At 69.9% G+C, this 15,135-nt stretch carries 15 protein-coding genes; 8 read left to right on the forward strand and 7 right to left on the reverse strand.

What is annotated here, in order from left to right; translation table 11 throughout:
* Positions 1–30 precede the first annotated feature (30 nt).
* Positions 31–1,785: an N-acetylglutaminylglutamine synthetase gene (gene ngg / locus ACFOJE_RS18595; RefSeq protein WP_377816234.1), complete on the reverse strand. Its 1,755-nt coding sequence runs from the start codon at positions 1,783–1,785 to the stop codon at positions 31–33.
* Between the two features lie 14 nt (positions 1,786–1,799).
* A complete protein-coding gene (locus tag ACFOJE_RS18600; protein ID WP_377816236.1) occupies positions 1,800–3,569 on the reverse strand; it encodes an N-acetylglutaminylglutamine amidotransferase in 1,770 nt (589 codons plus the stop codon).
* Between the two features lie 169 nt (positions 3,570–3,738).
* Here ACFOJE_RS18600 and ACFOJE_RS18605 point away from each other — a divergent pair, with 169 nt between their 5' ends.
* Complete coding sequence (locus ACFOJE_RS18605; RefSeq protein WP_377816238.1) at positions 3,739–4,200, forward strand: MarR family winged helix-turn-helix transcriptional regulator; 462 nt, start codon at positions 3,739–3,741, stop codon at positions 4,198–4,200.
* Between the two features lie 67 nt (positions 4,201–4,267).
* On the opposite strand, the gene mnmC is transcribed toward ACFOJE_RS18605, so the two are convergent.
* Complete coding sequence (gene mnmC, locus ACFOJE_RS18610; RefSeq protein ID WP_377816240.1) at positions 4,268–6,220, reverse strand: bifunctional tRNA (5-methylaminomethyl-2-thiouridine)(34)-methyltransferase MnmD/FAD-dependent 5-carboxymethylaminomethyl-2-thiouridine(34) oxidoreductase MnmC; 1,953 nt, start codon at positions 6,218–6,220, stop codon at positions 4,268–4,270.
* Between the two features lie 178 nt (positions 6,221–6,398).
* On the opposite strand from mnmC, the gene pap reads away from it, so the two are divergent.
* Positions 6,399–7,883 (forward strand): polyphosphate:AMP phosphotransferase, encoded by a 1,485-nt coding sequence (gene pap / locus ACFOJE_RS18615; protein WP_377816242.1) that lies wholly within the window; start codon positions 6,399–6,401, stop codon positions 7,881–7,883.
* On the opposite strand, the gene ACFOJE_RS18620 is transcribed toward pap, so the two are convergent.
* The 3 genes from ACFOJE_RS18620 to ACFOJE_RS18630 all read right to left on the reverse strand — a co-directional run bounded on the left by ACFOJE_RS18620 (position 7,873) and on the right by ACFOJE_RS18630 (position 10,031).
* A complete protein-coding gene (locus ACFOJE_RS18620) occupies positions 7,873–8,115 on the reverse strand; it encodes a DUF6316 family protein (RefSeq protein WP_377816244.1) in 243 nt (80 codons plus the stop codon). The genes pap and ACFOJE_RS18620 overlap by 11 nt on opposite strands.
* Positions 8,116–8,268: 153 nt before the next feature.
* Positions 8,269–8,487: a DUF6316 family protein gene (locus ACFOJE_RS18625; RefSeq protein WP_377816246.1), complete on the reverse strand. Its 219-nt coding sequence runs from the start codon at positions 8,485–8,487 to the stop codon at positions 8,269–8,271.
* Positions 8,488–8,636: 149 nt separating this feature from the next.
* Positions 8,637–10,031, reverse strand: a complete 1,395-nt coding sequence (locus tag ACFOJE_RS18630; RefSeq protein WP_377816248.1) for a class II fumarate hydratase — start codon at positions 10,029–10,031, stop codon at positions 8,637–8,639.
* Positions 10,032–10,187: 156 nt separating this feature from the next.
* On the opposite strand from ACFOJE_RS18630, the gene ACFOJE_RS18635 reads away from it, so the two are divergent.
* The 6 genes from ACFOJE_RS18635 to ACFOJE_RS18660 all read left to right on the forward strand — a co-directional run bounded on the left by ACFOJE_RS18635 (position 10,188) and on the right by ACFOJE_RS18660 (position 14,722).
* Complete coding sequence (locus tag ACFOJE_RS18635; protein WP_377816250.1) at positions 10,188–10,688, forward strand: DUF2059 domain-containing protein; 501 nt, start codon at positions 10,188–10,190, stop codon at positions 10,686–10,688.
* A complete protein-coding gene (locus tag ACFOJE_RS18640) occupies positions 10,685–10,993 on the forward strand; it encodes a BolA family protein (RefSeq protein WP_377816252.1) in 309 nt (102 codons plus the stop codon). The genes ACFOJE_RS18635 and ACFOJE_RS18640 overlap by 4 nt, the downstream gene beginning before the upstream one ends.
* 255 nt (positions 10,994–11,248) lie before the next feature.
* Positions 11,249–11,881, forward strand: coding sequence for a DsbA family protein (locus ACFOJE_RS18645; protein ID WP_377816254.1), 633 nt, complete (start codon positions 11,249–11,251; stop codon positions 11,879–11,881).
* Positions 11,874–13,676 carry an ABC transporter ATP-binding protein gene (locus ACFOJE_RS18650; protein WP_377816256.1) on the forward strand — a complete coding sequence of 601 codons (1,803 nt, stop codon included), beginning with the start codon at positions 11,874–11,876 and terminating at the stop codon, positions 13,674–13,676. The genes ACFOJE_RS18645 and ACFOJE_RS18650 overlap by 8 nt, the downstream gene beginning before the upstream one ends.
* 132 nt (positions 13,677–13,808) lie before the next feature.
* Positions 13,809–14,225, forward strand: a complete 417-nt coding sequence (locus tag ACFOJE_RS18655; RefSeq protein ID WP_377816258.1) for a hypothetical protein — start codon at positions 13,809–13,811, stop codon at positions 14,223–14,225.
* A gap of 5 nt (positions 14,226–14,230) precedes the next feature.
* Positions 14,231–14,722 carry an SRPBCC family protein gene (locus ACFOJE_RS18660; protein WP_377816259.1) on the forward strand — a complete coding sequence of 164 codons (492 nt, stop codon included), beginning with the start codon at positions 14,231–14,233 and terminating at the stop codon, positions 14,720–14,722.
* Positions 14,723–14,739: 17 nt separating this feature from the next.
* Here ACFOJE_RS18660 and ACFOJE_RS18665 read toward each other — a convergent pair whose 3' ends face one another.
* Positions 14,740–15,087 carry a BON domain-containing protein gene (locus ACFOJE_RS18665; protein WP_377816261.1) on the reverse strand — a complete coding sequence of 116 codons (348 nt, stop codon included), beginning with the start codon at positions 15,085–15,087 and terminating at the stop codon, positions 14,740–14,742.
* Between the last annotated feature and the right edge of the window lie 48 nt (positions 15,088–15,135).

Genomic DNA, 15,135 nt, shown 5'->3' on the forward strand with positions numbered 1-15,135 from the left:
CGGCCGACCGTGGACCGGGCGGCCGGCCGTTCAGCCGGGGCGGTCGGCGCCGACCCGGCTGAGCGGGAACAGCAGGTCGACGAAGCGCTCGGCGGTCGGCTGCGGCTCGTGGTTGGCCAGCCCGGCGCGCTCGTTGGCCTCGATCAGCACGTACTCGGGACGGTCGGGCGCGGACACCAGCAGGTCGAGGCCGACCAGCGGGATGTCCAGGGCGCGGGCGGCGTGCACCGCGGCCTCGCCCAGCGCCGGGTGCAGCCGGGCGGTGACGTCCTCGAGGCAGCCGCCGGTGTGCAGGTTGGCGGTGCGCCGCACGGCCAGGCGTTCGCCCGCGGACAGCACGCTGTCGTAGCCATGGCCGCTGCGCTGCAGGGTGCGCAGGGTCTCGTCGTCCAGCGGAATGCGGCTCTCGCCGCCGGTAGCGGCCTGGCGGCGGCGGCTCTGCGCCTCGATCAGTTGGCGGATGCTGTGGCGGCCGTCGCCGATCACCTCGGCCGGGTGGCGGATGGCGGCAGCGACCACCTCGAAGCCGATCACCAGGATGCGCAGGTCCTGCCCCTCGTGGAAGCTTTCCAGCAGCACCCGCTCGTCGAAGCGGCGGGCCGCGCGGATCGCCCGCTCCAGTTCCTCGACGGTCTGCAGGTCGACCGCCACCCCGTGGCCCTGCTCGCCGTTCAGCGGCTTGACCACCAGGCGCCGCTGCTCGGCGAGGAAGGCGGCGTTCTCCGCGCGGCAGCCGGCCAGGCGCTGCGCCGGCAGGTTCAGCCCGGCGCGGGCGAGGCAGCGGTGGGTGAGCTGCTTGTCCTGGCAGAGGGTCATGCTCACCGCGCTGGTCAGGTCGGAGAGCGATTCCCGGCAGCGGATTCGCCGGCCGCCGTGGATCAGGGTGAAGAGGCCGGCGGCCGCGTCGTCCACCTGCACTTCGATGCCGCGGCGGTTGGCTTCGGCGACGATGATCCGCGCATAGGGATTGAGCTCGTCCGTGGGGCCGGGGCCGACGAACAGCGGCTGGTTGATGCTGTTCTTGCGCTTAACGGTGAAGGTCGGCAGCTCGCGAAAGCCCAGCTTGGCGTAGAGGCTCTTGGCCTGGCGGTTGTCGTGCAGCACCGACAGGTCCAGGTAGGCCAGCCCGCGGGACATGAAGTGCTCGACCAGATGGCGCACCAGCGCCTCGCCGACGCCGGGGCGCGCGCACTGCGGATCGACCGCCAGGCACCAGAGGCTGCTGCCGCGCTCCGGGTCGCGGTAGGCCTCGACGTGGTTGAGGCCCATGGCCCCGCCGATCACCGCCTTGCCGTCGAGATCCTCGGCCAGCCAGTAGACCGGCCCGCCTTCCTCGCGTGGCGTCAGCCGCGCCGGGTCGACCGGGAGCATGCCGCGGGTGCGGTAGAGGCGGTTGAGCGCCGTCCAGTCGGACTCGCTCTGCACCCGGCGGATGCCGAAGCCGCGGAAGGTGCGGTGCGCCGGACGGTAGTCGGAGAACCACAGGCGCAGGGTGTCGGACGGATCGAGGAACAGCTGCTGCGGCGCCTGGGCCAGCACCTGCTGCGGCGCGGCCACGTAGAGGGCGATGTCGCGCTCGCCGGGTCGCTCGCGCAGCAGGTCAGCGGCCAGGCCGGCGGCATCGGGATAGGTGTGGCCGATCAGCAGGCGGCCCCAGCCGCAGTGCAGGGCCGCCGGGGCCTGGTGGTCGCCCTGGTGGTCCTCGGCCAGACGCGCCTGCAGCCGCTGGTAGGAGGGTGTCTGGCCGCGCAGCAGGCGCTGGCCGTAGGCTTGTGACTTGGGCATGGACGGGCTCCTGGTCATAGGCCCTGTTCGCTGAGCCAGAGGTTGAGCGCGGCCAGCTGCCAGAGCCGGGAGCCGCGCAGCGGGGTCAGATGGTCCTGCGGGGCGCCGAGCAGCCGCTCGACCTCGGCCGGCTCGAACAGGCCGCGGTCCTGGCTGGGGTCGAGCAGCAGCTCGCGCACCCAGTCCAGGGTCGCACCCCGCAGGTGCTTGAGGCCGGGCACCGGGAAATAGCCCTTGGGTCGGTCGATGACTTCCGCCGGGATGACCCGGCGGGCGGCCTCCTTGAGCACGTGCTTGCCGCCGCCGGGCAGCTTGAAGCCCGGCGGGATGCGCGCCGAGAGCTCGACGGTGCGGTAGTCGAGAAACGGCGTGCGCGCCTCCAGGCCCCAGGCCATGGTCATGTTGTCGACCCGCTTGACCGGGTCTTCGACCAGCATCACGGTGCTGTCCAGGCGCAGCGCCTTGTCCACCGGATCAAGCGCGCCGGGCTGGGCGAAATGCTCGCGGACGAACTGCCCGGCATGGTCGGCGCCGCGCCACTTCTCCCGCACCGTGGCCAGGTACTGGTCGTGCTCGCTGTCGAAGAAGGCCTCGCGATAGGCCGCGTAGGGATCGGCGGCGCCGACCAGGGGCGGATACCAGTGGTAGCCGGCGAACAGCTCGTCGGCGCCCTGGCCGCTCTGCACCACCTTGCAGTGCCGGGCCACCTCCCGGGCGAGCAGGTAGAAGGCGATGCAGTCGTGGCTGACCATCGGCTCGCTCATGGCGCGGAAGGCCGCCGGCAACTGCTCGATGATCTCCCGCTCGGCGATGCGCAGCTGGTGGTGGCGGGTGGCGTAGTGGCGGGCGATCAGGTCGGAGTACTGGAACTCGTCGCCGCGCTCGCCGCCAGCGTCCTCGAAGCCGATGGAGAAGGTCAGCAGATCCTCCACCCCGGCCTCGCGCAGGAGGCCGACCAGCAGGCTGGAATCCACCCCGCCGGAGAGCAGCACGCCGACCTCCACCGCCGCCCGCTGACGGATCTCCACCGCCTGGCGCAGGCTGTCGAGCAGCACGTCGCGCCACTCCGGCAGGCCGAAGCCGCGCTCGTCCTCCCGCGGGCCGTAATCCAGCCGCCACCAGGTGCGCTGCTCGCGCCGGCCGGCGGCGTCGACGCGCAGCCAGGTCGCCGGCGGCAGCTTCTCCACCTCGGCCAGCAGGGTGCGCGGCGCCGGCACCACGGCGTGGAAGTTCAGGTAATGGTTGAGCGCCACCGGGTCCAGGGCGCCGCCGATGTCGCCGCCGGCCAGCAGCGCCGGCAGGGTCGAGGCGAAACGCAGGCGCTGGCCGCTGCGCGACAGGTACAGCGGCTTGACGCCGAGGCGGTCGCGGGCGAGGAACAGGCGCTGGGCATCGCGCTCCCAGACGGCGAAGGCGAACATGCCGTTGAGCCGCGGCAGCAGCGCCTCGCCCCAGGCGTGATAGCCCTTGAGCAGCACCTCGGTGTCGCCGTCGGAGAAGAAGCGGTAGCCGAGGCTTTCCAGCTCGTCGCGCAGCTCCGGGTAGTTGTAGATGGCGCCGTTGAACGCCAGGGCGAGGCCGAGTTCGCTGTCGACCATCGGCTGGCCGGAGGCTGCGGCCAGATCCATGATCTTCAGCCGCCGGTGGCCGAGGGCGATCGGCCCTTGGCCGTGCACGCCCCAGTCGTCCGGGCCGCGGGAGGCGAGGTGGTGGGTGATGCGCTCGACCGCTGCGAGATCGGCCGGGCGCCTGTCGAAGCGAAGTTCACCGCAAATGCCGCACATAAATCCTTACCGGTTCTGCCGTTGGGGAATGTGTTTCCGGGCGTGGTCACTGAGTAGGCCAGCACTGGACGCAAAGGTTCGCACTGGTCGTCCGTCCATCGATCAGTTTTTACACCAAAGCAGAGGGATGCTTAGATGTCAAAATTCTTTGGCCGGTAAAATCGCGGAAATGCTCGACAATAATGTTTCATGTGAAAGTGATATTGCGGTATTCGAACAGTCCCTGTTCCAGGCCATGCGGCGCCTGCAGCAGGCCGGAGAGGTGCACGCCAAGCGGATGGCCCGGCACGGCGGCCTGACGCCGATGCAGCTGCTGATCCTCGAAGTGCTGGCCGGCGAGAAGCGCCTGACCGCCAGTGCCCTGAGCGGGCGGGTCAGCCTCACCGCGGCGACCCTGTCCGGCCTGCTCGACCGGCTGGAGGAACGCGGCCTGCTGCAGCGCCAGCGCGACGACCAGGACCGCCGGCGGCAGTGGCTGCTGCTCAGCGAGGCCGGGCGCGAGCTGCTGCACGCGGCGCCGTCGCTGCTGCCGCCGGAGTTCCGCACGCGCTTCGCCGCGCTGCCGGAGTGGGAGCGGCATCTGCTGACCGCCGCGCTGCTGCGGGCGGCGGAGTTGTGCGGGGTGGAATAGGGGCTCCCCTCGCAGGACAAACCCTCCAGGGCCGGTTATCGGCTTTCGAAAACCCGCGCCATCGACCTCATTGCCCGCGGATCAACCGACGCAGGGCGAACCGGTTCGGGTGGCAGGCCTCGGCCACCGCCCGCGGCACCGGCAGCGGCTCGTCGTCCAGCCAGGCCGCCAGCAGCTCCCCGGCCAGCGGCGCACTGAGCAGGCCGCGCGAGCCGTGGCCGCCATTGACGTAGAGCCCGTCGAGCCAGGGGCAGGGTCGTTCCGGAACCTGCCGGGCGTCCTTGCCGAGCACCGCATAGGCTTCGGCGAAGGCACCGGAATCGGCCAGCGGGCCGACGATGGGCAGGTAGTCCGGGCTGGTGCAGCGGAAGCCGGCGCGGCCCTGCAGGTCCGCCGGCTGCAGGCGGTCGATCTGCAGCCGGTCGGCGAGGTCGGTGGAGATATCCCGCAGCAGTTGCAGGTTCTCCCCGTGTTCTTCGGCGCTGGGTTCGAGGTCGGTGCCGTCGAAGCGGAAGCTGGCGCCCAGGGTGTGCTCGTCGTCGCGCGACGGGGCGACGTAGCCCTCGGCGCAGAGCACGGTCTTCAGGGCGCGGCTGGCGGCGGTCGCCGGCAGGCGGCTGATCTGCCCGCGGATGCGCTTGAGCGGCAGTTCGACGAAGCGGGCGATCTCGGCGGCGTTGGCCAGCACCGCGACCGGTGCCCGGGCCAGCAGCGTCTCGCCGGAATAGGCGCACCACTGGCCGTCCTCGCGGCGCAGCTCCAGCGCTTCCTGATGGAACTGCTGGCGGATGTTGGGATGGGCGGCCAGATGCCGGCAGAGCGCCGGCGGATGCGCCCAGCCGCCCTCGGGGAAGTACAGGCCGCCGCAATCCAGGGCGACTCCGGCGATGGCTTGCGCCTCCTCGCGGGAGACCGGGCGCAGCAGATCTTCCGGGAAGGCCGTCGCCAGCTGCGCCTGGCGGCCGGCTTCCTTGTCGTCGAAGGCCAGTTGCAGCACGCCGCAGGCGTCCCAGTCATGGCCCCGCTCGAGCCGCTGCAGCAGGCGCAGGGTGTGGCCGAAACCGGCGAGGACAAGGCGCGTGAGCGGCGTGCCGTGGGCGGACAGCTTGAGATAGAGCACGCCCTGGGGGTTGCCGGAGGTTTCTTGGGCGACCCCGTCGCGGCGCTCCAGCAGGGTCACCTGCCAGCCGCGCCGGGCCAGGTTGGCGGCGCTGGCGCAGCCGGCCAGACCGGCGCCGATCACCAGCGCCCGGCGCGGGCCTTCAGGGCGCGGCGGGCGGGCGAACCAGGGTTTCTCGGCCGCCTGCGGCTGGCCGCCGAAGCGCCCGGCGAGCATTTCCCGCTTCTGGCCGAAGCCCTTGACCCGCTGCATGGCGAAACCGGCCTCGATCAGCCCGCGGCGGACGAAGCCGGCGCTGGTGAAGGTGGCCAGGGTCGCCTCGGCGGCCGAGAGCCGGGCGAGCTGGGCGAACAGCTGCGGCGTCCACATCTCTGGGTTCTTCGCCGGGGAGAAGCCGTCGAGGAACCAGGCGTCGATGCGCGCGTCGAGTTCCGGCAGCCGCTCCAGCACGTCGCCGACCAGCAGGGTCAGGACCACGCGGCCCTCGGCGAAGACCAAGCGCTGGAAGCTCGGATGCACGGCCAGGTACTGCGCCAGCAGTTGCTCGGCGTAGCCGGCCAGCTCCGGCCAGAGGGCGAGGGCCTTGTGCAGGTCGGTGCGGGTCAGGGGGAACTTCTCGACGCTGACGAAGTGCAGGCGGGCGTCGGCCGGCGCCGTGCGCTCGAACAGCTGCCAGGCGCAGAGGAAGTTCAGGCCGGTGCCGAAGCCGGTCTCGCCGACGGTCAGCCGGCCGCCGGCGGGCAGCGCGGCGAAGCGCTGCGGCAGCGCGTTGTGGCCGAGGAACACGTAGCGGGTTTCCTCCAGCCCCGAGGCGCGGGAGAAGTACACGTCGCCGAAGCCGCGCGACAGCGGCTGGCCCTGTGCGTCCCAATCGAGCTGGGCGTGCTGGAAATCGGACATGGAGCCCCCTGGGTGAGTCGAGGCGGGCATTCTAGTGGCCAGGGCGGCCGCTGGGCCAATCCGGCTCGTCGGGCCGCTTGCGCCGGCGCCGAAACGGGGCGCGCGGGCCGTGGCAGAACTGCCGACAAACCGCCATCGATCCGTTACCCTGAAAGCTTCTTTCCCCGAGGAGCAGTCCATGTTCGAGTCCGCGGAAATCGGCCATACCATCGACAAGGCCACCTACGATAGCCAAGTTCCGGCTCTGCGCGAGGCACTGCTGAGCGCCCAGTTGGACCTGCTGGAGCAGGCGCGCTTTCCGGTGCTGATCCTGATCTCGGGCATCGAGGGGGCGGGCAAGAGCGAGACGGTCAAGCTGCTCAACGAGTGGATGGATCCGCGGCATGTGCAGGTCAGCACCTTCGACGAGCAGACCGACGAGGAACTGGCTCACCCGCCGGCCTGGCGCTACTGGCGGCAGATGCCGCCGAAGGGCAAGATCGGCATCTACTTCGGCAACTGGTACGACCAGATGCTGCAGGCCCGGGTGCACAAGGTGATCGAGGACCCCCGGCTCGACCAGGCGATCAACGGTGCCGTGCGCCTGGAGCGGATGCTCAGCGAGGAGGGCACGCTGGTCTTCAAGTTCTGGTTCCATCTGTCGAAGAAGCACATGAAGGAGCGTCTCAAGACGCTCGAGAACGATCCCCTGCACAGCTGGCGGCTGAGTCCGCTGGACTGGCAGCAGTCGAAGACCTACGACCAGTTCGTGCGCTACGGCGAGCGCGTGCTGCGGCGCTGCAGCCGGGACTTCGCGCCCTGGTACGTGATCGACGGCTCGGACGAGCATTACCGCAGCCTGAGCGTCGGGCGCATCCTCCTCCAGGGCCTGCAGGCGGCCCTTAAGAACAAGGGGCCGGCGAAGCCGAGCCCGCATGCGGCCCCCCTGGTATCCAGCCTGGATAACCGTACCCTGCTGGATGCGCTGGACATGAGCCAGGCACTGACCAAGGAAGAGTATCAGGAGCAGCTGATCGCCGAGCAGGCGCGTCTGTCCAGGCTGATGCGCGACAAGCGCATGCGCAAGTTCGCGCTGGTGGCGGTGTTCGAAGGCAACGACGCGGCGGGCAAGGGCGGGTCGATCCAGCGCATCGCCGCGGCTCTGGATCCGCGCCAGTACCGTATCGTTCCCATCGCTTCGCCGACCGAGGAGGAGCGTGCTCAGCCCTATCTCTGGCGCTTCTGGCGGCACATTCCGGCGCGTGGCAAGTTCACCATCTTCGACCGTTCCTGGTACGGTCGGGTCCTGGTCGAGCGGGTCGAGAATCTCTGCGCTCAGGCCGACTGGCTACGCGCCTATGGCGAGATCAACGATTTCGAGGAGGAACTGAGCAACGCCGGGGTCGTGCTGGTCAAGTTCTGGCTGGCGATCGATCAGGAGACCCAGCTGCAGCGCTTCAAGGAACGCGAGGAGACGCCGTTCAAGCACTACAAAATCACCGAGGACGACTGGCGCAACCGCAGCAAGTGGGACGATTACTGCGATGCGGTGGGGGACATGGTCGATCGCACCAGCACGGCGATAGCGCCCTGGACCTTGGTGGAGGCCAACGACAAGCGCTTCGCCCGGGTGAAGATTCTGCGCACCATCAACGATACGCTGGAGGCGGCGCTCAACCGGTGATGCCGTCGGCCTTGCCGCGTTTCTGCTGGGTCTGTCTGACGGCCATGGCTTCCCGCAGCTGGCAGGCCTGGATGTATCTGTCGATGGCCCTGAGCGCTTCTTCCCGGGTGGCGAAGGGGCCGTGGAGCTGGCCTTCGCGGGTGTCGAAGTAGTAGCGGCCGTTGATCAGGCTGATGCGATCGCTGCGGAAGTGGGTGATCGGGGCCAGGTCAGTCGCACGTTTCCCTTGCATGATATGCCTCGTCTACGGCTGCGCCGAAAAAGGAAGCCCCGTAGGGCACAGTGGCCCAATAATGGCAAATGCAAGTGAAAATTGGAACCGCTGTGCTAAAACTGCGAGTAGCGGGCCGTGCTGCGTGGGAATACGCCCGGCGGGAGGCGGGGGCTACGGGGTCTTCGCCGGTCCCCGGTGGGACGTCCGGGCCAGCTTCTGGCGCCGCTGGATGTAGGCCTCGACCTCCTGCTGGGCCTCCTGCCGGCTGGCATAGGGGCCTTTGAGCACCCCCTCGCGGGTGTCGAAGTAGTAGCGGCCGTTGATCAGGCTGATGCGGTCGCTGCGAAAGTGGGTGATGGGGGCCTGATCGGACGAGCGTTTTTCGGACATGAGCTGATTCCCTGCATTGTCATCGCGCAGTATGACTGTTTATTCCTCTGCAAGTTTATCGCTCCGCTCCCGGGCGTTTCGCGGGCTGTGACCAAGGTCGCAGAGGCACGCCAGTGGCCATCCGGGCTTTTCCGGATGGTCCCGCCCGATCACTCCGGCCCGCCGGCTTCCAGCATGCTCTGCGGTCTTACCCAGGCGTCGAAGTCCTCGGCGCTGACGTAGTCCAGCGCCAGCGCCGCCTCGCGCAGGGTGGTGCCTTCGGCATAGGCCTTCTTGGCGATCTCCGCGGCCTTGTCGTAGCCGATGTGCGGGTTCAGTGCGGTGACCAGCATCAGGCCGCGCTCCAGGAGCTCGGCCATGCGCGCGGCATCCGGTTCCAGGCCGGCGACGCAGTGTTCGGCGAAGTTGCGGCAGCCGTCGGCGAGCAGGCGCACCGACTGCAGCAGGCTGTGGATGATCACCGGCTTGTAGACGTTCAGCTGCAGGTGCCCCTGGCTGGCCGCCAGGCCGAGGGTGACGTCGTTGCCGAGCACCTGGCAGGCGATCATCGACAGCGCTTCGCACTGGGTCGGATTGACCTTGCCGGGCATGATCGAGCTGCCCGGCTCGTTGGCCGGCAGGCGTACCTCGGCGATCCCCGCACGCGGCCCGGAGCCGAGCAGGCGCAGGTCGTTGGCCAGTTTCATCAGTGCCACCGCCAGGGTCTTCAGGGCGCCGGAGAGGTTCACCAGCGGCTCGTGGCCGGCCAGGGCGGCGAACTTGTTCGGCGCCGAGACGAAGGGCAGCCCGGAGAGGGCCGCCAGCTCCGCGGCCATGGCCTCGGCGAAGCCGTGCGGGGCGTTCAGCCCGGTGCCCACCGCGGTGCCGCCCTGGGCCAGTTCGCAGACTGCCGGCAGGGCGGCGCGGATGGCCCGCTCGGCGAAGTCAAGCTGGGCGACGAAGGCCGACAGCTCCTGGCCGAAGGTGATCGGCGTGGCGTCCATCATGTGCGTGCGACCGGTCTTGACCAGGCGGGTATGCCGCGCCGCCTGTTCGGTCAGCATCCCGCACAGCTCGGACACGGCCGGCAGCAGGTCGTTGTGCACGGCGCGCACCGCGGCGATGTGCATGGCGGTGGGAAAGCTGTCGTTGGAACTCTGCGAGCGGTTGACATGGTCGTTGGGATGCACCGGGCTCTTGCCGCCGCGCGCGCCGCCGGCCAGTTCGTTGGCGCGGCCGGCGATCACCTCGTTGACGTTCATGTTGCTCTGGGTGCCGCTACCGGTCTGCCAGACCCGCAGCGGGAACTGTTCGTCGTGCTGGCCGGCGAGCACCTCGTCGGCGGCCTGTTCGATCAGCCGGGCGATGTCCGGCGGCAGCGCGCCGATGCGGTCGTTGACCCGCGCCGCGGCCTTCTTGATCAGCGCCAGGGCGTGCAGCACCGCCAGCGGCATGCGCTCCTGGCCGATGGAGAAATTGATCAGCGAGCGCTGGGTCTGAGCGCCCCAGTAGGCTTCCTCGGGGACCTCGATCGGGCCCAGGCTGTCGGTTTCGATACGGCTCATGCAGCAAACCTCTGGGAGGAGATGGGGTCTTCAGAAGTGTAGACGCCGAAGCCCCGACGCTCCGCGTACCGCCGCCCATCCCTTGAGGCCCGCCCGGCTTGGGCGCAGAATGGCCGGCCCAGGGGTTGCCCTGTCCCTACCCGTAAGGATGATCCGATGTCCCGTTTCCGAGTGATTTGTGCCGCCACCCTGCTGTTCTGCGCCAGTGGCCAGGTGCTGGCCGATGCCGCCAGCCACGCCGAGAAGACCGAGAAGTTCCTCGACCTGATCCAGGCCAACAAGCTGACCACGCCCATCTACATGCAGGTCCAGGACATGTTCGCCCAGCGTTTCGAAGAGTCCAAGGCGCCGGCGAGCAAGCGGTCGGTGCTGGAGAGCTACCAGGCCCGCGCCAATGCGGCGCTGGACCGCGCGGTCGGCTGGGACCAGATCAAGCCCGGGATGGTCAAGCTCTACACCGACACCTTCAACGAGAAGGAAATCTCCGAGCTGATCGACTTCTACCGTTCGCCGCTGGGGCGCAAGGTGATGGAGAAGATGCCGGCCCTGACCATGCAATCGGCCCAGCTGACCCAGCGCTCGCTGGAGCGCGCCGTGCCTGAGGTCAACAAGCTGCTCGAAGACATGCAGAAGGAACTGGGAGCGAAAGCCAAATGACCGCCAAGCGCGAGCGCATCCTGGCCGCCCTGGCCGCTCTTGAGCCCCTGCACCTCGAGGTGCTGGACGAAAGCCACATGCACAGCCGCGGGCAGGAGAGCCACTACAAGGCGGTGATCGTCAGCCCGCAGTTCTCCGGCCTCAACTCCGTGAAGCGGCATCAGAAGGTCTACGCCGTCCTCGGCGAGCTGATGCAGCAGGTCCACGCCCTGGCCCTGCACACCTACACCCCGGAAGAGTGGGCGGTGCAGGGCGCCGCCCCGGCCTCTCCGCTCTGCGCCGGCGGCAGCAAGCACGACCACTGAGTCCGTGCCGACCCGGCGGCTTTCCGCGAGCCGCCGTTGCGCCGCGCTGGCGCTCCCGAGACAGGCGCCCGTCGTCCCGGCGGGTGCGACCGGGCGCCCCGGGCGCGGCGACGCTTTTGCCTTCGACAAGCGCATCATCTTGCGCCACGATTGCTCCGTGGCGGCCGCCTGCCGCGCCGCCGCTACGGCCCTCGTTCCTACCCGAATCCGCGGTGCGTCCCGGCGCATCGCCGTCGCACGCAAGACGGAGTTCCCATGACCGCACGCCTGCTCTATGTGATGGACCCCATGTGCTCCTGGTGCTGGGGCTTCGCTCCGGTGCTTGAGGCGCTGGCCCGGCAGGCGGCGGAGGCGGGCGTGCCGCTGGCGCTGGTGGCCGGCGGCCTGCGCCGGGAAAGCGCGGCGCTCGCCGGGCCGGCCCGGGAGACGATCTTCGGCCACTGGCGGGCGGTGCAGGCCGGCACCGGGCAGGCCTTCAATTTCGCCGAGGGGCTGCCCGAGGGCCTGGTCTACGACACCGAGCCGGCCTGCCGGGCCCTGGTGACGGCGCGCTCCCTCGATCCGACGCTAGTCTGGCCGCTGGCGCGGCGGATCCACGAGGCCTTCTACCTGGAGGGGCGCGACGTCGGCCAGGTGCGCGTGCTCCTGGAGCTGGCCGAGGCCGTGGGACTGCCGAAGCAGACGTTCGCCGAGGCCTTCGACAGCGACGCGCAGCGCGCCGCCACCCAGGCCGATTTCGCCTGGGCCGAGCGCCTGGGCATCGCCGGCTTCCCGACCCTGCTGGCCGAGCGCAACGGCATGCTGTCGCTGCTGACCAACGGCTATCAGCCGCTGGAGCGTCTGGCGCCGCTGCTCGGCCGCTGGCTGGAGCATGCCGTCCATGCCTGAAGCCGCCCAGCCGCACAGCGCGGACCGCCTGAGCTGGGCGGAGATCCGCCGCCTGGCCCTGGGGCACCGCAAGCCCCTGCTGCTGGCCAACGGCCTGGCGCTGCTGGCCAGCCTCACCAGCGTGCCGATCCCGCTGCTGCTGCCGCTGCTGGTGGACGAGGTGCTGCTCGGCCAGGGGGACGCGGCGCTCAAGGTGATGGACCGCCTCCTGCCGGCCGCCTGGCAGACCTCGGTCGGCTATATCGGCCTGGTGCTGCTGGCGACGCTGCTGCTGCGCAGCGCCTCGCTGCTGTTCAACGTGCTGCAGGCGCGGCTGTTCGCCGGACTGTCGAAGGACGTGGTCTACCGTCTGCGCATCCGCCTGATCGAGCGGCTCAAGCGCATCTCCCTCGCCGAGTACGAAAGCCTCGGCAGCGGCAGCGTGACCGCCCACCTGGTCACCGATCTGGATACCCTGGACAAGTTCATCGGCGAGACCCTGAGCCGCTTCCTGGTCGCGCTGCTGACCCTGGCCGGCACCTCGGCCATCCTGCTGTGGATGCACTGGCAGCTGGCCCTGCTGATCCTGCTGTTCAACCCGCTGGTGATCTACGCCACGGTGCTGCTGGGCAAGCGCATCAAGCACCTGAAGAAGCTGGAGAACGACAGCACCGCGCGCTTCACCCAGGCCCTGACCGAGACCCTCGACGCCATCCAGGAGATCCGCGCCGGCAACCGCCAGGGCTTCTTCCTCGGCCGCCTCGGCCAGCGCGCCCGGGAGGTGCGCGACTACGCCGTGGCCTCGCAGTGGAAGACCGACGCCTCCAACCGCGCCAGCGGCCTGCTGTTCCAGTTCGGCATCGACGTGTTCCGCGCCGCGGCCATGCTCACCGTGCTGTTCTCCGACCTGTCCATCGGCCAGATGCTGGCGGTGTTCAGCTACCTCTGGTTCATGATCACCCCGGTGGAGCAGCTGCTCGGCCTGCAGTACGCCTTCTACGCCGCCGGCGCCGCGCTGAGCCGGCTCAACGAACTGCTGGCGCGCGCCGACGAGCCGCAGTACCCGGCCGTCGTCGATCCGTTCAAGGGCAGCGCCACGGTGGGCATCGAGGTCAGGGGCCTGCGCTTCGCCTACCGCGACGAGCCGGTGCTGGACGGGCTGGACCTGTCCATCGCCCCGGGCGAGAAGGTCGCCATCGTCGGCGCCTCGGGCGGCGGCAAGAGCACCCTGGTGCAGCTCCTGCTCGGGCTCTACGCCCCGGATGCCGGCAGCATCCGCTTCGGCGGCGCGACCCTGCAGGAGATCGGCCTGGAGCGGGTGCGCGAACAGGTGGCGGTGGTTCTGCAGCACCCGGCGCTGTTCAACGACACGGTGCGCGCCAACCTGACCATGGGCCGCGAGCGCAGCGACGAAGCCTGCTGGCAGGCGCTGGAGATCGCCCAGCTGGCGCCGGCCATCCGCGCCCTGCCGCAGGGCCTGGACAGCGTGGTCGGGCGTTCCGGCGTGCGCCTCTCCGGCGGCCAGCGCCAGCGCCTGGCGATCGCCCGCATGGTGCTCGCCGAACCCAGGGTGGTGATTCTCGACGAGGCCACCTCGGCTCTCGACGCGGTCACCGAATACGCCCTGCACCAGGCCCTGGGCCGCTTCCTCCACGGCCGCACCACCCTGATCATCGCCCACCGCCTGTCCGCGGTGAAACAGGCCGACCGGGTGCTGGTGTTCGACGGCGGGCGCATCGCCGAGGAGGGCGAGCACCACCAACTGATCGCCGAGGGCGGTCTGTACGCCAGGCTCTACGGACATCTGCAGCACTGAGGCGCGCTCGGCCGGGCCGTGCCGGATGACGGCGAAATCGCCGCGATCGGGGCGGATACGCTCGTTTCGCCGGCCTGAACCAAAGTTTTCTCCGTCGCTCATATGCAGCAATGGAGGAATTCGGGGACGGCCATGAAAGCAACCCGCTTCGCCCGGGGCTGCAGCCTTGCCACCGCCTTGCTCGTCTGCGAGGCGAGTGCCGTCCGCCCGCCGGCCGAGGCCTACCATGCCCGCGCCAGCGCCGACGGCGTGCAGCGGGTCAGCATCGTCGCCGGCAACTATTTCTTCCGCCCCGAGCGCATCGTCGTCCAGGCCGGCCAGTCGCTGGAGCTGACGCTCACAGCCGAGCCGGGCCTGGTTTCCCACCGCTTCGTGCTGCGGGCGCCGGGCGGTCAGGCCCTGGCCGACCTGCGGCTCGGCCGGGAGGCCCGGATGCTGCGTTTCCGGTTGGCCGAAGGCGACTACCCGTTCCATTGCTCGAGTCGCCTGCCGTTCCTCGGGAGCCATCGCGACCGGGGCATGGCCGGGGTCCTGGAAGTCCGGGAATAGCGGCCGTGGGCACAGCCGGCGGTCGTTGCAACAGCTATGCGCTGACCACCCTGTGGCAACTGGATGCGCCGCTGGAGGCGGTCTGGGAGGCGATCGTCCACGCGGAGCGCTGGCCGGACTGGTGGGCCGGGGTGGAGCGGGTGGTCATGCTCGAGCGCGGCGACCTGATCGGCCTGGGCGCGCGGCACCGCTACACCTGGAAGAGCCGGCTGCCCTACCGGCTGACCTTCGACACCCGGGTGACCCGGGTCGAGCCCCTGTGCCTGCTCGAGGGGCGGGTCGAGGGCGAGCTGGAGGGCATCGGCCGCTGGCGTTTCGCTCGGGCGGCGCAGCTCACTCAGGTGCGCTTCGACTGGCGGGTGCATACCACCCGCTGGTGGATGAATCTGCTTGCGCCCCTGGCCCGGCCGGTGTTCCGCTGGAACCACGATGCGCTGATGCGCGCCGGCGGCATCGGCCTGGCCCGCTACCTCGAAGCCCGCTCCGGAGACGCCTGAGCGGGCACGCCGTCCGGCTATCGCCGGCTGTCGTCCTGCCGCGAGGACTGCATGTCCTGGGTCTCCTCCGCGTTGGGCGCCTCCGGGAAGCTGCCGGGGGCGAACACGTGGATTTCCAGCTCGTCGGCATTCACCTCGCTCACGCCGTGGATCGAGCGGGCCAGGGCGACGGCCTGTCGGCATTGCCGGTGGCTGGCGACCCGACCGCTTAGGGTCACCACGCCGGCATGGGTCTTGACGCCGATCTGCTGGCCGCGGGTCGCCTTGTCCATGGCCAGGGCGGACCTCACCTTGGCGCTGATCCAGGCGTCGTGCACGGTGTTGCCGATGTTCTGGGAATACTGGCTGAAGGGTTGCATTTTCATGGCGGACCTCCGAACGCTGCGAGGCGGCCTGCGCGCTCCGTAGCCGGC

The sequence above is a fragment of the Azotobacter bryophylli genome, assembly GCF_042643485.1.
GTDB lineage: Bacteria > Pseudomonadota > Gammaproteobacteria > Pseudomonadales > Pseudomonadaceae > Azotobacter > Azotobacter bryophylli.